Consider the following 20,253-nt stretch of genomic DNA (forward strand, 5'->3'; position numbering starts at 1 on the left):
TTTCATGCCAATCGAAGACAAACAAAAGCCGCAACGAAACGATCGCGTGACGATCCGGACCGTGGCAACTCACGCAGGCGTATCGGTCGCAGCGGTTTCCAAGGTGATGCGAAATGCCTATGGCGTCAGCGATGCGCTGCGCGCAAGGGTGATTGATGCCATCGAGGCACTCGCCTATCGCCCCTCGCGGGCGGCACGCGGGCTGCGTGGCCGGAGTTTCACCATCGGAGTGCTCCTGATCGATATCCGCAATCCCTTCCTTCCGGAGGTGATTGCCGGCGTGAACGAGGTGCTTGGACCTTCGCATTACCAGGCGATGATCGGCGTCAGCGATGCGCGCGTGCAGTTGGAGACGTCGTTGATCGAGTCGATGATCGACTACAAGATGGACGGCCTTATCCTTGTTGCGCCGCGTTTGCCCTCGGAGATTCTGGCGAAGTTCGCAGTCCAGATACCGATCGTCGCGGTCGGCTACCACGATGCCAGCGCCACGGCCTTCGATACCGTCAATGCCGACGATCAGCGCGGCGCGGAGATCGCCGTGGAAGCGCTTTTAGCCTGCGGCTATCGCGACATCGAAATGCTCAGCCTTGGCGAGCGCCAGGGGCACGCGGTCTCTGTCGTCCGCCAGCGTGAGATCGGGTTCCGCCGTGCGATGCAGCGTGGCGGGCTCGGCTCCTCGCCAGCGATCGGCAAAATTCCGATTGCTTCGCCAAAACGGGAAGAGGCGATGCGAAGGTTCCTATCGAGGAAGGATAGACCGCGCGCCGTGTTCTGCTGGAGCGATCTCGACGCGATCACCCTTCTGAGCTTGGCTATGGAGATGGGGGTGCGCGTGCCCGAAGACCTCGCCGTCATCGGATACGACAATTCGTCGACCGCAGCACTTGGCCTCGTCAATCTCGCAAGCATCGACCAGTCGGGCAGGGAGCTCGGCCAGATCGCTACCCGGGCCCTCATTTCCAGAATAGAAGGCCGTACCGCTTCCGAGCATATTTTCCAGATACCGTCGCTGGTCAGCCGCAACAGCCTGACCCGTCCTGGCAATTCCACGGACAGATAATAGCGACGGCGGCCGGCTTGCCTGTGTTGCTTGCCGTCGTTTTCAGTCGGATTGAAGGGGGCTGCCGCAAGACTGCCGCACGACCAGGCGACACGGCAATCTGGTGATGCCGGCAGGGACCGGTTCACCCTTGGAGAGGCTGAGAATTGCCAGGCCGGCGCGATGGCCCAGTTCCTTCAACTCCATGTCGATGGTGGTCAGCGGCGGGCGCGTTTGCCGTGCGACGACCTCCCAATTGTCGAACCCGACCACGGCGACATCCGTGGGAATCTCCACATTGAGGTCGCGCAGCGCGTCGATGACGCCGCGGGCGATCTCGTCACTGCCGCAGAAGATGGCGTCGGGCTTTGCGCCGGGCCGGGCAAACACCGTCTGGACGGCTTCGTGACCCCATTCCTCCGACCACTCGCCGAACATCGGTTCGGCACCGCCGCCACAGGCGTCGAGATAGGATTGGGCGCGGATGCGAGCGGCTAGGTAATCCCGCGGGCCGGTGATGTGCAGGATCCGCGACCGGCCCAGTTCCTTGAGATGGTCGACGGCGAGGCGCGCCCCCTGTTCGTCGTCCGGAAAGAAGGTGACGCTGTCGGCCGGTCCCTCGGCAAAGACGTAGACGACGGGTATCGGCAAGCGGGACAACTGGACCGGCGGCTCGAGGTCAAGGCGCGTCGCGGTGAATATGATGCCGTCGACCTGCCTGTCGAGAAGCGCCTCCAGGTGCAGCTGGGCGAGCCTCGGATCATTGTTCGTGGCGCAGAGGAAGACGGACACGCCGTGATCGACGAGCACTTCCGACACCCCGGCCGCCATCGGCAGCGTCAGTCTGCCATAGGTGTCGTTGGTCAGCATGCCGATCGCATGGCTTCGCTTGCTCAGCAACCCACGGGCGAGTGCATTGGGCCGAAACCCGATCTCCTCTGCCACGCGCCGGACCCGTTCGCGCGTCTCCGCATTCGTCCGGCCGGTGCCGTTCAGCGCGTTCGACGCCGTCGAAATGCTGACGCCCGCAGCCTTCGCCACGTCGTAGATCGTCCGTCTCCGATCACCGGTATTCTTCAGACCACGCCTCGTCTTCAATTCATGCTAAAAGCTTTTAGCAGAAAAAATCGTGCTGTTAAAAGGTTTTATCAATCGCATGCCAGATTTATGCACACAGACTGTCGACACCAAAAAAATTCTGATTTAACGTCCGTTTCGTCCGAAGGCCTGAGGCCTGAACGAGAAAAGGGGAACAAGCATGCTTCGACTGAAAACAACGATCACTGCTCTTGCGCTGCTGGCAAGCTCTTCTCTCGCCAGCGCCGAAGAAATCACCCTATGGGTGCGCACGTCCTCCGGCGCCGTCCTTCAGGGACTGGCCGACAAATACAACGCATCGCACTCCGACAAGGTCAACGTCACCCAGATAACAGCCGAGCAGATGGTGCCGAAGCTGGGTGCGGCAATTGCCGGCAGCGCGGCTCCCGACGGCGCCGTGCTCGACCTGATCTATCTCCCGACCTTTGCCGCGGCGGATGGTCTCGAGGATATCTCCGACTTCGTGAAGGGCTTGCCTTATTCCTCCGCCATGAGCCCGTCCCACATCCGTCTTGCCACCTATGACGGCAAGATCTACGGCGTGCCGGCACTGCCGGATGCCTCGATCATCGCCTACAATACCGATCTCTTCACCAAGGCCGGCCTCGACCCCAACAAGGCGCCGGCATCGATGGAAGAGATTGCCACGGACGCCAAGAAGATCGCCGCGCTCGGCAACGAGACCTACGGCTTCTATTTCGTGGCGAATTCGGGAAGCTGGCTGATCTACGACTTCCTGCCGCATCTTTGGGCCGCCAATGCCGATGTGCTGAGCGATGATGGCCGTAGCGCCACCGTCCATACGCCGGCGCTGCGCGAGACCATCGCCGCCTATCGCGATATGTGGAGGGCTGGTGCGATCCATCCGACCTCGCGGTCGGGCAATGGCAACAATGCCGTCGAGGCCTTCGCCTCGGGCAAGGTCGGCATCCTGATGACCGGCTCCTACATCGTCAATCTGCTGACCAGCAAATATCCCGACGTGAAGTTCGCCGTTGCGCCGATCCCGGGGCCGGAGGGTGGTGCATCGAGCTTTGCCGGCGGCGACACGCTGTCCCTGATAAAGGGCATCAGCGGCGAGAAGAAGAAGGTCGCGCTCGACTTCGTCAATTTCTACATGCAGCCCGAGCAGCAGGTCTATATCACCCAGGAATCGGGCATGCCGTCGCGCACCGACCTCGCCGCGGAAGCCTATGCGAAATTCGACCCGCGCAATCTCGTTGCCTACGATATCCTCGCCAAGGCGCGCACGCCCTACACTTTTTCGTCCGATGAACTCTTCGTCAGCCGCACCGGTCCCTTCCTCAATCTGATCCAGGGCACGATCTTCGGCGACGACGTCGACGGAACGATCGCTAAAACGCAGGCCGACTTCACCCGCATCCTCGAACGCACCAATCCGAACTGAGCCCGATGGGCTTCGGCAGGGTATCTGTGGATGTCCTGCCGTTTCCTTCACATCTCGACGTTCAAACGGAAGGAGGAGTTGCGGTGATATCCTCGACACTTCGCAACCGGAGGCGCGCAGTCGCAGCCGGAGAGCCCGAGCCGAAGGGTTGGCTCGGCCTTGCCTTCATCCTGCCGGGCTTGCTGTTCATCGTCGTGCTCTTCCTCGTGCCGCTTGTCATGACGGTCTGGATGAGCTTCTACAATTGGCCGCTTCTCGGCCGGACGAAGTTCATAGGCCTTTCCAACTATGCCGAACTGATCAGCGACACCCAGCTCTGGCATTCCCTAGGTTTCACGCTGCTCTACACGGTGCTCGTCACGGCTGCGATCTTCCTGGTGGCCTTTCCCCTGGCGCTGCTCGTCGACCGGCCGCTGCGGATCGCCGGCTTTTTCCGCACGATCTATTTCATGCCTGTTGTCATCGGCTTCGGGGCGGCCTCGACATTGTGGATGTGGCTGCTCAATCCCGATAGCGGCGTCTTTGCGCAGTTGTTGCGCAGCGCGGGCATCATCGACAGCGCGCCGAGGCCGCTCGAAAGTTTCTGGCCAGCACTCGGCGTCGTCATCCTGATGGTCGTCTGGAAAACAGCGGGCTTCACGATGATCATTCTCCTGACCGGCCTTCAGAGCATATCGAACGACGTCATCGAAGCCGCCAGGATCGACGGCGCCAGCGTCTGGGGCCGGTTTCGCCGGATCACGCTGCCTTTGATGAGGAACTCGGTGGTGCTGGCGCTCGTCCTCAACGTCACTTCATCGATGCTGGCCTTCGATCAGTTCTTCATCATCACTCAGGGCGGCCCTGAGAACAGCACGATCTCCGCGGTCTTCTCGATCTATCTCGCCTCGTTTTCATCCTATCGTCTCGGTTATGGCTCGGCGATCTCCTTTGCCCTGCTCGTCGTCCTGGTGGCGATCAGCGCGATCCAGTTCGTCCTGCTGCGCCAGCGGCCGGAGGAGGGTTGATGGAACGGCTCAACCACAATCTCGCAGCGAAGCCGGCGAGCGAGCGGCTCGGTTATCTCGCTTTCGTTCTGACGGCATGCGTCTTTGCCATCTTCTTCGTGATGCCGATCGTCTGGTCCTTTGCCAATTCCTTCAAGCCCGCGGCCGCAGCACTTGCCGATCCGGCAGCGCTTTTCTCGAAGGCATTCTCGCTCGAGAACTACCGCCGCCTCGAGCATGTCGGCGCCGGCTGGTACGTCTATGCCGCCAATTCGGTGCTGATCGCGGCCGGAACGGTGATCCTGACAGTGCTCGTCGCGGTGCCGGCGGGATACGGCTTTTCGAAATTCCGCTTTCCCGGCCAGTCGCTGCTCTTCGTGCTGATCATGGCAACGATGATGATCCCGTTCCAGTCGATCCTGACGCCGCTTTTCCTGATCCTGAAAGTCTTCCGGCTGCAGAACAGCCTTCTCGGGCTGGTGCTGATCTACGTGACCTTCCAGCTTCCTTTTTCCGTCTTCATGATGCGCAACGCCTTCGATGCAGTGCCGAAGGCGCTGATCGAAGCGGCGCGGATAGACGCCGCGTCGCAGGCGACGATCCTGCGCCGGATCATGCTGCCGATCGCGCTTCCCGGTGTCGCCACCGTTGCGATGTTCGCCTTCCTGAATTCCTGGAACGAATTCCTCGCTGCCCTCATCTTTCTGTCCGATCAGAACAAGTTCACGCTGCCGATCATGCTGGTGAATGTTTCGTCGGGCATCTATGGCATCATCGACTGGGGCGCGCTTCAGGCCGGCATAGCCGTGACCATGGTCCCCTGCATCCTGCTTTTCCTTCTCTTGCAACGATATTACGTGCGCGGCCTGACGGCCGGCGCCGTGAAGTAACAGCGCTCGTCCCGCTCAGGAGTCCTCATGACCAGCTCACCTCGCTTTCAACCGGCACGCGCTGCGGGACGGCAGCGATACAGGCCTGCCGACCATTCCGGTGTCGTATTTGATGGCGGTTTCTGGCAGAGCTGGACGGAGACGGTTCGCAACGTCACCATCCCGACACAGCACAAGCGGCTGGAAGAGGAGGGCTTCCTCGAGGTGCTCGATTTTGACAAGCCGGCCGGGCCGCTGGTGCGCCCGATCCAGCCGAGCGGACTGTCGATGCAGCATTTCTTCGATTCCGATTTCGGCAAATGGATCGAGGCCGCAAGTTACACGCTGAAGGCTCACCCGAATGCTGCGCTTGAGGCGAAGATCGATGCTATCGTCGAAAAGCTCGAAAAAGGGCAGATGGCCGATGGCTACGTCAACAGCTGGTTCATTCGCCGCGAGCCGGACAGGCGCTGGACCAATCTGCGCGACCTGCACGAGATGTATTCGATGGGCCACTTGCTGGAAGGGGCCGTCGCCTACTACGAGGCGACGGGAAAGCGCCGTTTCCTCGACGTGATGATCCGCGCAGTCGACCATATCATGGAAACCTTCGGTGCCGAGCCCGGAAAGCTCAGGGGTTACGATGCCCATGAGGAAATCGAGTTGGCGCTGGTCAAACTCTACCGTGTGACGCGCGATCCGCGGCATCTGAAGCTTGCGACCTATTTCGTCGACGAACGCGGCCGGATGCCCTCGTATTACGACGAGGAGGCTCGCAGGCGCGGCGAGAACCCGGACGATTACGTCTACAAGACATATGCCTATAGCCAGGCCCATATGCCGGTGCGCGACCAGCACCAGGTCGTCGGACACGCGGTTCGCGCCATGTACCTCTTTTCTGCGATGGCGGATCTCTCCCGTGAGAACGACGATCCGACATTGAAGGAGGCCTGCGACCGGCTCTTCGACAACCTGGTCGGCCGCCAGCTCTACGTGACCGGCGGCCTTGGCCCCTCGGCATCCAATGAAGGGTTCACCCGGGAATTCGACCTGCCGAACGAGACGGCCTATGCCGAGACATGCGCAGCCGTCGCGCTCGGCTTCTGGAGCCATCGCATGGCGCAGATCGATCTCGACGGCAAGTTCACGGACAGGCTGGAAACGGTGCTCTACAACGGCGCGCTTTCCGGCATCTCACGCGACGGTGAACATTATTTCTATGAGAACGTCCTTGAAACCCACGGGCAGCACCGTCGGTGGAAATGGCATTACTGCCCCTGCTGCCCGACCAACATTGCCCGTTTCATCACGTCGCTCGGCCAATATTTCTATTCGACTGATGATCATGAGCTCGCCGTCCATCTCTACGGCACCAATTGCGCAGATCTCATAGTCGGCGACAGCTTCGTGCGCCTGGTCCAGGAGACGCAATATCCCTGGGATGGCGACATCAGCCTGCGGTTCGCCGTCGAGCGGCCAAGCCGGTTTCAGCTTCGTCTTCGCATCCCCGGATGGTGCAGGCAGGCGCAGATCTCGGTCAACGGCGTTGCCGTCGATCTCGATCAATGCGTGACGAAGGGTTATGCCGCAATATCAAGGGAATGGCAGAATGGTGACGAGGTCCGCATCGGCTTCTCGATGCCGGTCGAGCGCATCTACGCGCATCCTGCCGTCTCCGAAGACGGCGGACGCGTCGCGCTGCGGCGCGGGCCTGTCGTCTATTGCATCGAGGAGACGGACCTCGGCGGCGAGCCGCAGCGGCTCCGCCTGCCGGCATCTGAGGAAATTTCTGCCCGTTACGATGCCGCGCTTCTCGGCGGAGCGACCGTCCTCGAAGGCACCGCGCTCGAAGCCGATATAGCCGATTGGCAGAATGCACTCTATCGCACCGCGCCCTCCGCGCTGAAGGAGCGGCCCTTCACGGCGATCCCCTATCACCTCTGGGCCAATCGCGAGCCCGGAGCGATGGCGATCTGGTTGCAGGAGGTCTAGGAGAAAACCATGGCGCGGCTGGAACTCAAGAGCATCGTTAAATCCTATGGCATCTACGAGGCCGTCCGCGGCATCAGCCTTGACATCGAAGACAATGAATTCGTCGTTTTCGTAGGCCCGTCGGGATGCGGAAAATCGACGACATTGCGCATGATTGCGGGTCTCGAACACATCACCGGCGGCGAGATCGTCATCGGCGACCAGGTCGTCAACCGGCTCGGCCCGGGCAAACGTGACATCGCCATGGTCTTTCAGAACTACGCGCTCTATCCGCACATGACGGTGCGGGAGAATATTTCGTTCTGCCTGGAGCAGCAGAAGCTCGCCAAGAGCGAGATCGACGCGCGTATCATCAGGGCGGCGGAAACCCTGCATATCAGCGAGTTGCTCGGCCGGCGCCCGGGCCAGCTTTCGGGCGGCCAGCGTCAGCGCGTCGCGATGGGCCGCGCGATCGTGCGGAACCCGAAAGTCTTTCTCTTCGACGAGCCGTTGTCCAACCTCGATGCCAAGCTTCGCGTGCAGATGCGCACGGAGATCAAGCGGCTGCACCAGCTGTTGCCGACGACGACCGTCTACGTCACCCACGACCAGGTCGAGGCGATGACCATGGCGGATCGTGTCGTGGTGATGAATGGCGGCATCATCGAGCAGGCGGGGCCGCCGCAGGCGCTCTATCATCGTCCCGTCAGCCAGTTCGTCGCCGGCTTCATCGGCTCGCCGTCGATGAATTTCCTGTCCGCGACGCTGCTATCAGGAGAGAAGGGTCTCGTCGTCAAACTGACTGACGGCAGCGAGCTTGCCGTGCCGGGAGCGCGCGCCGGCGATTATGCCAGCCATGCCGGCAAACCAGTGGTGTTCGGGATCCGGCCGGAATCGATCACCGACCGCCAGGCCCGTCCTGGTTATGCCGACATCGAAGCCAAGATTGATCTTGTGGAGCCTCTCGGGCCGGAGACTATGGTCTATTTCGCGATCGGCGAGGCAAGTCTTTGCGCCTGCATCGATCCCGAGAGCGGGCCGAGGCCGATGTCGACGATGCCGCTTTCGTTCAACATGAACCAGATGCATCTGTTCGATCCGGCGACCGGCCGGTCGCTGGCGCTTGCCTGAACAGCAAACACGGAAAAGGCCGGCAACCGCGGGGTTGCCGGCTCGTTGATCAGGCAGCCTGACGGATCTTCGAAGGACGCGTGGCAGCGGCCTTCTCTACCATGGCGGTGACTTCGGCGCGGCGGGCGCCCGAAAGCGGCAGGCGCGGCAGGCGGACGCGCTCGGAGCCGCGGCCCATGATCTGCTCGGCAAGCTTGATCGACTGCACGAGATCGTGTTCGGCATCGAGGTGCAGAAGCGGCATGAACCAGCGATAGATCTTGCGGGCCTCTTCCCAGTCGCCGCGTTCGGTGGCGGCAACGAGCTGCACGGATTCCTCCGGGAAGGCGCTGGTCAAGCCCGAGACCCAGCCCTTGGCGCCGAGCATCAGGCCTTCGAGCGCGACGTCGTCGAGACCGGCAAAGATATCGAAACGATCGCCGAATTCATTGATGAGATCGGTGAAGCGGCGCGGATCCGGCGCACTTTCCTTGACCGCCTTGATGTTCGGCACGTCGGCAAGCACCTTCAGCACATCGGCGCCGATATTGACGCGGTAGGCCGGCGGATTGTTGTACAGCATGATCGGCAGCGAGGTCGCTTCGGCGACGGTGCGGAAATGCGCGATCAGCTCTTCGGGCTTCGGCACATAAACCATGGCCGGCAGCAGCATCAGGCCGTCGGCGCCGAGCTTTTCGGCGTCGCGGACGTAGGCGACGGCGCGGCGCGTGTCGAATTCGGACACGCCCGTCACCACGGGAACGCGGCCATTGACGACCTCGACGGCAGCTTTCAGGATCGTGCGCTTCTCCTCGGGGTCCAGCGAATTGTTCTCGCCACATGTGCCCATGACGATCAGCCCGTTGACGCCATCCTTTACAAGCGCGTCCTGGACGCGCTGGGTCGAGGGCAAATCAACGGAAAGATCATCGTTGAACTGTGTCGTTACGGCGGGAAATACGCCCTTCCATCCTGTGGTCATTGATCGAGCCTCGTTGAAACTAGTTGCCTTATATACAAACTGTCGACAAGATTCAATGATGTGAGCTTACAAATTTGAAGCCCCGAAGACCGACATTGCGAGAATCGGCCAAAACGAAATACAAGGCTCTAACGAAAGAGGGCGGACAAATGCGGAACGACGCGGAAAATGTGCGGGTGCGCGGCTCTGGCACGCAGAGCGTCTATGTGACGCTCAGGCAGGAAATCCTGTCGATGGCGCTGGAACCCGGCAGTCCGCTCGACGAGGTGCGGCTGTCGGAACGTTTCCGGATGTCGCGGACTCCCATTCGCGAGGCGCTGTTGCGGCTCGCTGCCGACGGGCTCGTCACGACGCTGCCGAACAGGAACACGATCGTTGCGACGATCGATTTCGCAAGCCTGCCCACCTATTTCGAAGCGCTGACGCTGATGTACCGGGTGACGACGCGCGGCGCGGCGCAACGGCGAAACGGCGAAATCATGAAGACCGTCCGCCGGCATCAGAAGGACTTCGCCGAAGCCGTTGCCGCGCGCGATGCCTATGCGATGATCGAGGCGAACCGCGAATTTCACGTCGCGATCGCCGAACTTGCCGGCAATTCCTATTACACGGCCTTCTTCGCCAGGCTGCTCGACGAGGGCCGCCGTATCCTGCGCCTTTACTACTCGACATTCGACGACCGTCTGCCGCGCCAGTATGTCGACGAACACGAGGAGATCATCGCCGCGATCGAGGCCGGTGACGTCGAGCGGGCCGACCGGCTGGCGATCGCCCACGCCGGGCAGATCGTCCGCCAGATCCAGGAATATATCGCCCGCGACCTCGACCGGCCGGTGGCGATCAGCATGTCCTGACGCGACGAGAGCAATGAACCGTTGGAGCCTCAGGAGGCGAGGGGGCCGCCTTGCTCCCTGACCAAGGTCATCATCCGGCGCAGGACAGCCGCCGACTGGCAAACACCGTCATGCTCGAATTCGTTGGTCACCACGTTGGCGACGTGGCGGGCTGTTTCGAGCGAAAGCCCGGCACGTATCAGCATGCCCGGTCAGGTGTATTCGGCCGCCATCGTCATCTCCTCATTTTTCATGTCGACATATTGCCTACAGCGGCATTAGTGTCGGTTCAAGATCCCGCTGCAAGGCGAGGGTTTCATCGATCTGGAAGCGCAGGAAAAGCAGGAAAACAACATGTCGTGGCAGCACCCCGTACCCCGCATCACTGAGGACGAACGGCAGAACCGCCTCGCCAGGCTTCGCACAATGGTCGAAGCCGAAGGATTGGCTGCGGTGCTTCTTGGGCCGACCGAAAGCCTGCATTACTTCACGGGGCTGGTCTGGCATCCGAGCGAGAGGTTCCTCGGCGCGCTCGTCACGCCCGCGACCATATCCTACATCGTTCCAGGGTTCGAGCGCAGCCGTGTCGAAACGCTGCCGCATCTGCCGGGGGAAATCCTGGTCTGGGAAGAGGAGGAGAGCAGCGCCGCTCTCATCGCCCGCCTTGTTGCCCAGGGCGGCAGACTTGCCCTCGACGATGGTTTGCCGCTTTTCTTCTATCATGCATTGGCAGCGGAGATGGGCGCGGCGAGGCTTGCCGATGGCGGGCGGCTGATCCGCGACCTGCGTTGCATCAAATCGGCCGCGGAGATTGCCCTCATTCAGTATGCGATGGACCTGACGCTTGACGTACACAGGCAAGCGCATGGCCTCTTGAAGCCGGGCATCAAATCATCCGAGGTGGTCGATTTCGTCGACCGGCAGCATCGCCAGGCCGGCGCCGATGCCGGCTCGACATTCTGCATCGTTTCCTTCGGCGCGGCGACCTCGCTTCCGCATGGCGCCGACGGCGATCAGGTCCTTGGTCGTGACGACGTCATTCTCATCGATACCGGCTGCCGGATCGACGGTTATCATTCCGATATCACCAGGACCTATATGCTGGAGGGCGGCGAAAGTGCGTTCGAACGGGCCTGGTGGATCGAGCGCGAGGCGCAACAGGCCGTCTTCGACGCAGCCCGGATCGGTGCCGCCTGCTCGAGCCTCGACGATGCGGCCCGTAAGGTGCTTGCCAAACACTCCCTTGGCCCCGACTATCGCCTGCCAGGTTTGCCGCATCGCGCCGGTCATGGCCTCGGGCTCGAGATCCATGAGGAACCCTATATCGTTCGAGGCAACGACGCGCCGCTTGCCGCCGGCATGTGTTTTTCCAACGAACCGATGATCGTCTTCCCCGGGAAATTCGGGATTCGGCTGGAAGACCATATGTACATGACCGCCGAGGGACCATGCTGGCTGACCAATCCGGCGGCGGGACCGACCGAGCAATTCTCCTGAGCGGGGCACCATCTCCTGCCCGCTCTCGTCCGGCAGATCCAGGAATATATTGCCCGCGATCTCGACCGACCGCTGGCGGAGGCTACCCGAGCCTGAACGTTGGCGATATGGCGGGGGCCGTTTCGCGGCATCGGACATATCGACCGGATCGCGGGTAGCCTGCAATTCGATCTATCAAGTAATTCGTCACAAACGTTACTTGCTTTCTGACGTGCTACAAGGTTGACTGTGGTTAATCTACAGTCTCGAGGATAGGACGATGGACCTGCTCAGAAAGGATGAGGATGACTCGGCCCAACTTCGGAAACTGACACTGAATGGCAGATATAGAAATATGGCGGCGATGCTTTCGATAGCAGTGGTTGTCTTTTCTGTATTCTTGGTATCGCTTGGCACTTTAATTGAATTTTTTAAACCCGAGTTTTTTCCAAACGTCATTCTCGATGACGTCCCTTTGCACTACATCGCCTGGTTCATGATTACCTTCGGGATAACTATCGCTATCATCAACGTAATTCTGGCGGCAAGACGGGAGATCGATCAAGAGAGAGCAGAAAAGATGCTCCCATCGGATATGGTCGAGATCAAAAGGCAGGCTTTGCGTGACCTGCGGACGCATCGAAACTGGTATGCGCGATCCTCCAGGGTGAATCAGTATCTCTGGAATTTTCTCACATTGGGGATCATCGTTCTGAGCGGCCTCTCTTCATTATTTTCGGCTTATAGCACGGTTATCCCCCAATGGCTCCCAATGGCGACCTCCGCGCTCGTGGCGCTTTTCGGCACGATAATCGTTCAATTCCGCATCCGGGACGTCTGGCAATTGAGAGAGCAGGGAAGGATCGAAGCAGAGATGCTCGTCGCCGAGGCTCATCTCATTGACATAACGGATGAGCTAGCGACGCTCAAACAGGCAGTCGCTCTTAGAAAGCGCGCTCATGCGCTGGAGATGAAGCAACTCAACCAGTTCTTTGTAGGGACCACCGGAGCCAATCCCTGAGCCCTCTGAATGCCAGCCGCGCTCCCTGGCTTGAGCTTGACTCGATGACAGGGACCACGATCTGAGCTCGGCGCACCGGCAGGACGAATGTCAGTTGATCTTCGCCGACGGAGAACTGGGTGCTCGCTCACAAGGTATTCGCAGCGTATGACCATCGGCACCACGAACACGACAGGCGGCGAGGCCAGCCTTTTCTGGCTGCTCGACTTCTTCGCCCAATACCGTCGCTCCAAGGAGAGTGCGATTGCCTCGCTGGGGGGCCGCCTATGCAACGGCTGACAATGCAAAGCTCACCTTCCTGAAAGACCTGGTCGAAAGCTATATCGACGCCCCGAGCCAACGGCGAAGTCAGACTAATTGGCCGAAGACAGTCAAGCGAGCGGCTCGCTGGCTATCGGCCTGCTGTCTCCAGGATGCGGAGGGCAAGCTTGAGATGCGGCAGGTCCAGCATGCGTCCGTCGAGCTGGATGACGCCCGCGTCGGGCCTGGCGGCGAAGGCGGCGGCGACTTTCTCCGCCCAGGCGATCTCGGACGGATCCGGCGTGAAGGCGTGATTGATCGTTTCGACCTGGCTCGGATGGATGGCCATCATGCCGGAAAAGCCGTCGCGCCGGGCGCGGCCGACATAGGCCCTGAGACCGCCCACATCGTGGAAATCTGGATAGACGGTGTCGACTGCCGCAACGGCGGCGGCATGGGCTGCGAACAGCGTGAGCGAGCGGGCAAGCTCGTAAGGCGGCGTGTAACGGCCATCCGTCCTGCGCGCGGTCGTAGCCCCTATCGCGGCAGATAGATCCTCAGCACCCCAGGTCAAGCCGCAGAGGCTGCTCGCGACATCCCGGTAGCTGCCGATCTCGAAGATCGCGGATGGCGTTTCGGTTGCGATCGGCAGGATGGGAATTGCAGATGCAAGAGAGCCTGCGAGCTTCAGCACCGAAGCGGCACCCTCGGCCTTTGGCAGCACGATCGCGAAAGGATGAAGGCCGCTCAAAGCGGTAAGGTCGTCTTCGAATTCTGGCGAGGCGAGGGGATTGATGCGGATCAGGAGAGGGGTCTCGCCGGCATGATGCAGGACGAACTCGTGCACGCTCTCGCGCGCTTTCGCCTTGTTTGAGGGCGCAACCGAATCTTCCAGGTCGAGAATGACGGCATCGGCGCCTGAGGCGAGCGCTTTTTCGAAACGCTCCGGCCGGTCGCCGGGCGCAAAGAGCAGCGAGCGCAGCCTCATGACGACTTCACCTTCAGCATCGCCATGCGCAGGCATTGGCAGACGGTCTCGCCGCGCTGGTTCAGGGTGATATGCCGGAAGGTGACGATGCCGGCATTGGGGCGGGAGTTCGAGCGACGCAGCTCCATCACCTCAGTTTCCACCCGCAGCGTATCGCCGATGAAGACCGGTTTCGGCATCGTCACCTTGTCATAGCCGAGGTTGGCGACGAGCGTGCCGAGCGTGGTGTCGCCGACCGAAAGGCCAACGGTGAGGGCAAAGGTGAAGGTGCCGTTGACGACGATCCGGCCAAATTCGGTGCCTGTGGCATAATCGGCATCGAGATGCAGCGGCTGCGGATTGTGGGAAAGCGTCGTGAACAGCAGATTGTCGGTCTCGGTGACCGTGCGGCGGATGTCGTGGGCGATGCGGTCGCCGACCGTCCACTCGTCGAAATAACGGCCGGCCATCAATCCTGCTCCTTCACAATGCTGACGACCAGCTGGTTTTCCGAGACCCTGATCCCCGAGGAAACCTGCAGCTTTTCGACGATGCCGTCGAAGGGCGCACGTAGAGAATGTTCCATTTTCATCGCTTCGACTGTCAGCAGGCGGTCCCCCTTGGCGACACGATCGCCGTCGGCCACATCCACCGAAATGACGAGGCCGGGCATGGGTGACAGAATCGCGCCATCGCCGGCACCCTGACTTGCCTCGACTTCACTTGCCACAGGCAGGCTGATCGGCCAGGCATTGCCGGCGTCGAAAAGCGCCATCGTTTCACCGATCGTGACGGCATTTGCCTCAAGCTCCCGACGTGATTGCCCCCAAAGGAGGTGCTCGCCGATACGGATGCGCACCCTCTTGTCATCCGCGCCGGCGATGCGGAACCCGGCAAGCGCGGACCAGGGATCACCATCCGTATTTCTTGAAAGCACAGTGGCCGCGGTGTCGATCGCGATTTCGCTCGGCTCCGTCGCCACCAGGCTATCGCCATGGCGGTCGAGAAAGCCGGTATCGATCCGAGCTGCGCGAAAATCCGGATCGACGGCGATGCGGGCAAGCAAGCCGGCATTGGATTTGACCGGCCAGACCTCGATACCTGCGCAGGCGGCTGCGAGCTTCGAAAGTGCGGCCTCGCGGTTCGGCCCATGGGCAATGACCTTGGCAATCATCGGATCGTAGAAGGCGGTGATCTCATCCCCTTGCTCGACGCCGCTATCGACGCGGATTGTTTCTGGCAGGCTGAGATGTTCGAGCCAGCCGGTCGAGGGCAGATAGCCGGCGGCAGGATTTTCGGCATAGAGGCGGGCTTCGAAGGCCCAGCCGTTCATGGCGATTTCGTCCTGGCTTTTCGGCAGCGGCTCGCCGCTAGCGACCTTCAACTGCCAGAGCACCAGATCCTCGCCACTAATTGCCTCGGTGACCGGGTGCTCGACCTGCAGGCGAGTGTTCATCTCCATGAACCAGATGCGATCTTCGCGAAGGCCTTCCGAGGCATCGGCAATGAATTCGATGGTGCCGGCGCCGACATAATTCACTGCTCTTGCGGCTTTCACCGCCGCATCGCAGATCACTGCCCGGGTTGCGGCATCGAGGCCGGGGGCAGGGGCTTCCTCGATGACCTTCTGGTGGCGGCGCTGCAGCGAACAATCGCGTTCGAAAAGATGAACGCAATTGCCGAGCGTATCGGCGAAAACCTGAACCTCGATATGACGCGGATTGGCGATATAGCGTTCGATCAACACGCGGTCGTCGCCGAAGGCGGCGGCCGCCTCACGGCGGCAGGAGGCGAGACGTTCGGCGAAATCCTGCGGGCGTTCGACGCGACGCATGCCCTTGCCGCCGCCACCGGCGACGGCCTTGATGAGCACGGGGTAACCGATGGTATCCGCCTCGGCCGCCAGCCTTTCTTTGCTCTGGTCCGCGCCAATATAGCCGGGGGTCACGGGCACGCCGGCTGCCTGCATCAATTCCTTGGCCGCATCCTTGAGCCCCATCGCCCGGATGGCGGCGGGCGGTGCGCCGACCCAGAGGATACCGGCCTTTTCCACCGCTTCGGCAAATCCGGCATTTTCCGAAAGGAAACCGTAGCCGGGATGGATCGCCGCAGCGCCGGTTTTCCGGGCGGCCTCGAGGATGCGTTCCTGCGAGAGATAGCTTTCGCGGGCCGGCGAGGGGCCGATGGCGATCGCCTCGTCGGCCTCCCTTACGAAAGGCAGGCCGGCATCGGCTTCGGAATAGACGGCGATGGTGCGGATGCCGAGCATCTTGGCCGAGCGGATGATGCGGCGGGCGATTTCGCCCCTGTTGGCAATGAGAAGACTTTCCATCATTGGCGCCTCACATCCTGAACAGGCCGAAGCGCGGGCCTTTCGGGATCGGCGCATTCAGGCAGGCGGAAAAGGCAAGGCCCAGCACATCGCGCGTCTGGCGCGGATCGATGATGCCGTCGTCCCAGAGGCGAGCCGTGGCATAATAGGGATTGCCCTCCGCCTCGTAGCCGGCGCGGATCGGCGCCTTGAAGGCTTCCTCCTCTTCAACAGGCCAATTCTCACCGCGCGCCTCCATGGAGTCTCGACGGATCGTGGCGAGCACTGAGGCCGCCTGTTCGCCGCCCATCACGCTGATGCGGCTGTTCGGCCAGGTGAAGAGGAAGCGCGGGCGATAGGCGCGGCCGCACATGCCGTAATTGCCGGCGCCGAAGCTGCCGCCGATGATGACCGTGACCTTCGGCACGCTCGCGGTCGCAACCGCCGTCACCAGCTTTGCCCCATCCTTGGCGATGCCGCCGGCCTCATAGCGGCCGCCGACCATGAAGCCGGAGATATTCTGCAGAAACAGCAAAGGTATGCGGCGCTGGCAAGCTAGCTCGATGAAATGCGCGCCCTTCAGTGCGCTTTCGGAAAACAGCACGCCGTTATTGGCGATGACGGCGACGGGCATGCCCCAGACGCGGGCGAAGCCGCAGATCAGCGTGGCGCCGTAGAGCGGCTTGAACTCATGCAGTTCCGAGCCATCGACGATCCGGCCAATGACCTCGCGCACATCATAGGGCGAGCGAACATTCTCCGGGATCAGGCCGCAGAGATCCTCGGGATCGAGTTTCGGCGGTCGTGGCTGCTTGAGGTCGATATCAATGGCCTTCACGCTGTTGAGAGTGCTTGCGATATCACGGACGAGCAGCAGCGCATGTTCGTCGTTTTCGGCGACATGATCGACGACGCCAGAGCGGCGGCCATGGGTTTCGGCGCCGCCGAGCTCTTCGGCCGAAATGATCTCGCCGGTCGCGGCCTTCACCAAAGGCGGGCCGGCGAGGAAGATCGTGCCCTGATTGCGCACGATGACCGTTTCGTCGGACATGGCGGGCACGTAGGCACCGCCGGCGGTGCAGCTTCCCATCACGCAGGCGATCTGTGGGATTCCCTCGGCCGACATCTGCGCTTGGTTGTAGAAGATCGCGCCGAAATGATCGCGGTCGGGAAAGACCTCGGCCTGATGCGGAAGATTGGCGCCGCCGCTGTCGACGAGGTAGATGCAAGGCAGGCGGTTCTGCAGCGCGATCTCCTGCGCCCGCAGATGTTTCTTCACCGTCATCGGGAAATAGGCGCCGCCCTTCACCGTGGCGTCATTAGCGACGATCATTACTTCGCGGCCGGAAACGCGGCCGATGCCGATAATGATGCCGGCGCCTGGCGCCTCGTCATCATACATGCCATTGGCGGCCAGCGTGCCGATCTCCAGGAACGGGCTGCCGGCATCGAGCAAAAGCTGGATGCGGTCGCGCGGCAGCAGCTTGCCCTTGCTCGTATGGCGCTCGCGCGCCGTTTGCGATCCGCCCTCGCGCGCCTTTGCTGAGCGCTCATAGAGCTCGTCGATGAGGGCCTTGTTCTTGCCGGCATTGGCCTTGAAGCTCTCGCTGTCGCGGTCGATCGCAGTCGAAATCACCGTCATGACGCAATGAGCTCCCGGCCGATCAGGTAGCGGCGGATCTCATTGGTGCCGGCGCCGATATCGTAAAGCTTGGCGTCGCGCAAAAAGCGCTCGACCGGCCATTCCTTGGTATAGCCGGCGCCGCCGAGCGCCTGGATCGCCTCCAGCGAGACCTTCACGGCATTTTCGCTGGCAAAAAGGATCGCGGCGGCGGCATCGGTGCGTGTAGTGCGGCCGGCATCGCAGGCGCGGGCGACGGCATAGACATAGGCGCGCGCCGAATTCAGCGCGACATACATGTCGGCGATCTTGGCCTGCATCAGCTGGAAATCGCCGATCGGCTTGCCGAACTGCTTGCGATCGCGCACATAGGGCAGCACGACATCGAGGCAGGCCTGCATGATGCCGAGCGGCCCGCCGGCAAGCACGGCGCGCTCGTAATCAAGACCGGACATCAGGATCTTCACGCCTTCTCCCTCCCGGCCCATCAGCGCCTCCGCCGGCACCGCGCAATCCTCAAAGACCAGTTCGGCCGTATCGCTGCCGCGCATGCCGAGCTTGGAGAGTTTTTTCGAGACGCTGAAACCGGGCAGGCCCTTTTCGATGATCAAGGCGGAAATGCCTTTCGGGCCGGCTGCTGGATCGGTCTTGGCATAGACAACAAGCACATCGGCATGCGGCGCATTGGTGATCCAGAACTTGGTGCCGTTCAGGATATAGTGGTCGCCCTTTTTCTCGGCGCGCAATCGCATGGAAACGACATCGGAACCGGCGCCGGCTTCCGACATGGCGAGTGAGCCGACATGTTCGCCAGAGATCAGCTTCGGTAGATAGCGGCGCTTCTGCTCCGGCGAAGCCCAGCGGCGGATCTGGTTGACGCAGAGATTGGAATGGGCGCCGTAACTGAGCCCCACGGAGGCCGAGGCGCGCGAAACCTCTTCCATGGCGACGACATGATCGAGATAACCAAGACCGGCGCCGCCGAATTCTTCCTCGACGGTGATCCCATGCAGGCCGAGTGCACCCATCTCGGGCCAGAGCTGGCGCGGAAACGTGTTGCTTTCGTCGATCTCCGCAGCCAGCGGAGCAATATGATCGGCGGCAAACCGCGCCGTCGTGTCACGGATCGCGTCCGCGGTTTCGCCGAGCGAAAAATCAAACATGGCACTCCTCCCGCTGAAATATGTAGCGCGGGTTGCGGCGGGTTCAAAGTGCTCTTGAATGCGATGGCTCATACAATTGCGAGAGGGCTTCCTCCCGCCGAAAGCCCTCCGGGCTCTTGCCCGCCCATTTCCGGAAGGCCCGAAAGAAGGCGCTCGGCTCGGAATAGCCGAGCTGCACGGCAATCTCACCGATGGTCTTGGGTGTGTTCAGCAGCAGTTCGACGGCGAGGTCGCGGCGGATGTCGTCCTTGATGGCGGCATAGCTTTGTCCCTCGTCGCGCAGGCGGTGGCGGAGCGTGGAGGGCGGTATGCGCATATCGGCGGCAAGCTTGGCGAAGCTCGACCACGCAGCCGGTGTGGCCTGGCTCAGGCGGCGGCGGACGGCGGCGGCGATGCCGGCATCATAGCGGTAGCGCACCAGAATATTGGCGGGTGCGCCGCGCAAGAATTGCTTCAAGGCCTGTTCACTGCGTGAGATCGGCAGGTCGAGCAAGGCGCTGTCGAAGCCGAGCCGGCTGATGGCTTGAGAGAAACGCACCGGGGCGCCGAAGAAGAGCCGGTAGTCGGCCCCTTGTTTGGGCTCGGCGCAGCGGAAATCGACGAGGCGGATCGGAATGCGCCGGCCGACCAGCCAGCAGATGATGCCGTGCAGGATGATCCAGTAGGTGCGGTAGGCGAAGGCTGAACGTGGGCCGCCGGCGTCGCTGAGTTCGATCTCGGCCAGCCCTTCGCGGATGACGAGCCGCCCCCGGGGATCGTCGAGCACAACATCGAGGAAGCGTAGCGCCCGGCGGAGCGCATGACCCAGTGTCGGCGCATGCAGAACAGAGTGGCAGAGCAGCGTGAAGCTGCCGCTGCGCATCGGCCGTGCGCCCATGCCGAAGAATTCATCGTCCAGCTTGGCGGCGATCGCCAGCCAGAGCGCGCCATAGGTCTCTGCCGAAACCGGCTGATCGACCGGGGACGCCAGGCCGACCCGGGCAAGGACCGGCGCCGTCGGCTTGCCGAGCCGCCGCAGGCTGTCGAGTGCCTCTTCCACGAAGGCTGGCGCGATCATGCGTCGCTCGATCTCGGCCATTCTATCCTCGCTATGGCAAAACTGGCCGAAATAATGAAGCAGTTCTGTCATCGCTTGCAATAGGTGGAGCGAATAGA

General features: G+C 61.7%; 17 protein-coding genes and 3 pseudogenes. 10 read left to right on the forward strand and 10 right to left on the reverse strand.

The genetic code is table 11. The features are described from left to right. The first annotated feature begins 4 nt into the window (after window positions 1-4). On the forward strand, window positions 5-1,063 hold the full coding sequence (locus tag N2600_RS32000) for a LacI family DNA-binding transcriptional regulator (RefSeq protein ID WP_162117492.1): 1,059 nt from the start codon (window positions 5-7) through the stop codon (window positions 1,061-1,063). A 42-nt stretch (window positions 1,064-1,105) separates the two neighbouring features. On the opposite strand, the gene N2600_RS32005 is transcribed toward N2600_RS32000, so the two are convergent. Further along, window positions 1,106-2,122 carry a LacI family DNA-binding transcriptional regulator gene (locus N2600_RS32005; RefSeq protein WP_222384976.1) on the reverse strand — a complete coding sequence of 339 codons (1,017 nt, stop codon included), beginning with the start codon at window positions 2,120-2,122 and terminating at the stop codon, window positions 1,106-1,108. Window positions 2,123-2,300: 178 nt separating this feature from the next. Between N2600_RS32005 and N2600_RS32010 the strand changes: the two genes are divergently transcribed. The 5 genes from N2600_RS32010 (at window position 2,301) to N2600_RS32030 (ending at window position 8,505) form a co-directional block, all read left to right on the forward strand. Further along, window positions 2,301-3,548: an ABC transporter substrate-binding protein gene (locus tag N2600_RS32010; protein ID WP_260299777.1), complete on the forward strand. Its 1,248-nt coding sequence runs from the start codon at window positions 2,301-2,303 to the stop codon at window positions 3,546-3,548. A gap of 83 nt (window positions 3,549-3,631) precedes the next feature. Further along, on the forward strand, window positions 3,632-4,555 hold the full coding sequence (locus N2600_RS32015) for a carbohydrate ABC transporter permease (protein WP_260112121.1): 924 nt from the start codon (window positions 3,632-3,634) through the stop codon (window positions 4,553-4,555). Beyond that, window positions 4,555-5,424 (forward strand): carbohydrate ABC transporter permease, encoded by an 870-nt coding sequence (locus N2600_RS32020; protein WP_260112122.1) that lies wholly within the window; start codon window positions 4,555-4,557, stop codon window positions 5,422-5,424. The genes N2600_RS32015 and N2600_RS32020 overlap by 1 nt, the downstream gene beginning before the upstream one ends. 27 nt (window positions 5,425-5,451) lie before the next feature. Next, entirely contained in the window at window positions 5,452-7,395 is a 1,944-nt protein-coding gene (locus N2600_RS32025) for a glycoside hydrolase family 127 protein (RefSeq protein ID WP_260299778.1), read from the forward strand. 9 nt (window positions 7,396-7,404) lie between these two features. After that, window positions 7,405-8,505: an ABC transporter ATP-binding protein gene (locus N2600_RS32030; RefSeq protein ID WP_170260011.1), complete on the forward strand. Its 1,101-nt coding sequence runs from the start codon at window positions 7,405-7,407 to the stop codon at window positions 8,503-8,505. A gap of 49 nt (window positions 8,506-8,554) precedes the next feature. On the opposite strand, the gene N2600_RS32035 is transcribed toward N2600_RS32030, so the two are convergent. Continuing rightward, entirely contained in the window at window positions 8,555-9,466 is a 912-nt protein-coding gene (locus N2600_RS32035) for a dihydrodipicolinate synthase family protein (RefSeq protein WP_260112124.1), read from the reverse strand. A gap of 149 nt (window positions 9,467-9,615) precedes the next feature. Here N2600_RS32035 and N2600_RS32040 point away from each other — a divergent pair, with 149 nt between their 5' ends. After that, the gene (locus N2600_RS32040) at window positions 9,616-10,320 is read left to right on the forward strand and encodes a GntR family transcriptional regulator (protein ID WP_017968568.1); all 705 of its coding nucleotides are present in this window, start codon (window positions 9,616-9,618) and stop codon (window positions 10,318-10,320) included. A 29-nt stretch (window positions 10,321-10,349) separates the two neighbouring features. On the opposite strand, the pseudogene N2600_RS32045 reads toward N2600_RS32040, so the two are convergent. Next, window positions 10,350-10,505, reverse strand: a pseudogene (locus tag N2600_RS32045) (alpha/beta fold hydrolase); the annotation flags it as partial. 148 nt (window positions 10,506-10,653) lie between these two features. On the opposite strand from N2600_RS32045, the gene N2600_RS32050 reads away from it, so the two are divergent. Then, a complete protein-coding gene (locus N2600_RS32050; RefSeq protein WP_260112125.1) occupies window positions 10,654-11,796 on the forward strand; it encodes a M24 family metallopeptidase in 1,143 nt (380 codons plus the stop codon). Between the two features lie 259 nt (window positions 11,797-12,055). Beyond that, complete coding sequence (locus tag N2600_RS32055) at window positions 12,056-12,796, forward strand: DUF4231 domain-containing protein (protein ID WP_260112126.1); 741 nt, start codon at window positions 12,056-12,058, stop codon at window positions 12,794-12,796. Here the strand turns inward: N2600_RS32055 and N2600_RS32060 are convergent. Then, a pseudogene (locus tag N2600_RS32060) lies at window positions 12,733-12,923 on the reverse strand (hypothetical protein); the annotation flags it as partial. The gene N2600_RS32055 and the pseudogene N2600_RS32060 overlap by 64 nt on opposite strands. Window positions 12,924-12,934: 11 nt before the next feature. On the opposite strand from N2600_RS32060, the pseudogene N2600_RS32065 reads away from it, so the two are divergent. Then, a pseudogene (locus N2600_RS32065) lies at window positions 12,935-13,127 on the forward strand (efflux transporter outer membrane subunit); the annotation flags it as partial. 60 nt (window positions 13,128-13,187) lie between these two features. On the opposite strand, the gene N2600_RS32070 reads toward N2600_RS32065, so the two are convergent. Genes N2600_RS32070 through N2600_RS32095 form a run of 6 tightly spaced genes read right to left on the reverse strand, consistent with a single transcriptional unit; the run spans window position 13,188 to window position 20,227 of the window. Further along, the gene (locus N2600_RS32070) at window positions 13,188-14,024 is read right to left on the reverse strand and encodes an HpcH/HpaI aldolase/citrate lyase family protein (protein ID WP_260112127.1); all 837 of its coding nucleotides are present in this window, start codon (window positions 14,022-14,024) and stop codon (window positions 13,188-13,190) included. After that, window positions 14,021-14,473 (reverse strand): MaoC family dehydratase, encoded by a 453-nt coding sequence (locus N2600_RS32075; protein WP_260112128.1) that lies wholly within the window; start codon window positions 14,471-14,473, stop codon window positions 14,021-14,023. Before N2600_RS32075 ends, N2600_RS32070 begins: the two co-directional genes overlap by 4 nt. Next, complete coding sequence (locus N2600_RS32080) at window positions 14,473-16,338, reverse strand: acetyl/propionyl/methylcrotonyl-CoA carboxylase subunit alpha (protein WP_260299779.1); 1,866 nt, start codon at window positions 16,336-16,338, stop codon at window positions 14,473-14,475. The genes N2600_RS32075 and N2600_RS32080 overlap by 1 nt, the downstream gene beginning before the upstream one ends. A gap of 7 nt (window positions 16,339-16,345) precedes the next feature. Further along, window positions 16,346-17,956, reverse strand: a complete 1,611-nt coding sequence (locus N2600_RS32085; protein ID WP_260112130.1) for a carboxyl transferase domain-containing protein — start codon at window positions 17,954-17,956, stop codon at window positions 16,346-16,348. After that, window positions 17,953-19,098, reverse strand: coding sequence for an isovaleryl-CoA dehydrogenase (locus N2600_RS32090; protein WP_260112131.1), 1,146 nt, complete (start codon window positions 19,096-19,098; stop codon window positions 17,953-17,955). Before N2600_RS32090 ends, N2600_RS32085 begins: the two co-directional genes overlap by 4 nt. A 43-nt stretch (window positions 19,099-19,141) precedes the next feature. Then, window positions 19,142-20,227 carry an AraC family transcriptional regulator gene (locus tag N2600_RS32095; RefSeq protein WP_260112132.1) on the reverse strand — a complete coding sequence of 362 codons (1,086 nt, stop codon included), beginning with the start codon at window positions 20,225-20,227 and terminating at the stop codon, window positions 19,142-19,144. Between the last annotated feature and the right edge of the window lie 26 nt (window positions 20,228-20,253).

It is taken from the genome of Rhizobium sp. WSM1274 (genome assembly GCF_025200775.1).
Classification (GTDB): Bacteria; Pseudomonadota; Alphaproteobacteria; order Rhizobiales; family Rhizobiaceae; genus Rhizobium; species Rhizobium leguminosarum_I.

Excerpts from the sequence above, each read along its gene's own strand:
- N2600_RS32010 (WP_260299777.1), top strand. The coding sequence starts at position 2,301 with ATGCTTCGACTGAAAACAACGATCACTGCTCTTGCGCTGCTGGCAAGC.
- N2600_RS32075 (WP_260112128.1), bottom strand. The coding sequence starts at position 14,473 with ATGGCCGGCCGTTATTTCGACGAGTGGACGGTCGGCGACCGCATCGCC.
- N2600_RS32030 (WP_170260011.1), top strand. The coding sequence starts at position 7,405 with ATGGCGCGGCTGGAACTCAAGAGCATCGTTAAATCCTATGGCATCTAC.
- N2600_RS32070 (WP_260112127.1), bottom strand. The coding sequence starts at position 14,024 with ATGAGGCTGCGCTCGCTGCTCTTTGCGCCCGGCGACCGGCCGGAGCGT.
- N2600_RS32050 (WP_260112125.1), top strand. The coding sequence starts at position 10,654 with ATGTCGTGGCAGCACCCCGTACCCCGCATCACTGAGGACGAACGGCAG.
- N2600_RS32020 (WP_260112122.1), top strand. The coding sequence starts at position 4,555 with ATGGAACGGCTCAACCACAATCTCGCAGCGAAGCCGGCGAGCGAGCGG.
- N2600_RS32080 (WP_260299779.1), bottom strand. The coding sequence starts at position 16,338 with ATGATGGAAAGTCTTCTCATTGCCAACAGGGGCGAAATCGCCCGCCGC.
- N2600_RS32000 (WP_162117492.1), top strand. The coding sequence starts at position 5 with ATGCCAATCGAAGACAAACAAAAGCCGCAACGAAACGATCGCGTGACG.
- N2600_RS32085 (WP_260112130.1), bottom strand. The coding sequence starts at position 17,956 with ATGACGGTGATTTCGACTGCGATCGACCGCGACAGCGAGAGCTTCAAG.
- N2600_RS32035 (WP_260112124.1), bottom strand. The coding sequence starts at position 9,466 with ATGACCACAGGATGGAAGGGCGTATTTCCCGCCGTAACGACACAGTTC.
- N2600_RS32095 (WP_260112132.1), bottom strand. The coding sequence starts at position 20,227 with ATGACAGAACTGCTTCATTATTTCGGCCAGTTTTGCCATAGCGAGGAT.
- N2600_RS32090 (WP_260112131.1), bottom strand. The coding sequence starts at position 19,098 with ATGTTTGATTTTTCGCTCGGCGAAACCGCGGACGCGATCCGTGACACG.
- N2600_RS32040 (WP_017968568.1), top strand. The coding sequence starts at position 9,616 with ATGCGGAACGACGCGGAAAATGTGCGGGTGCGCGGCTCTGGCACGCAG.
- N2600_RS32055 (WP_260112126.1), top strand. The coding sequence starts at position 12,056 with ATGGACCTGCTCAGAAAGGATGAGGATGACTCGGCCCAACTTCGGAAA.
- N2600_RS32025 (WP_260299778.1), top strand. The coding sequence starts at position 5,452 with ATGACCAGCTCACCTCGCTTTCAACCGGCACGCGCTGCGGGACGGCAG.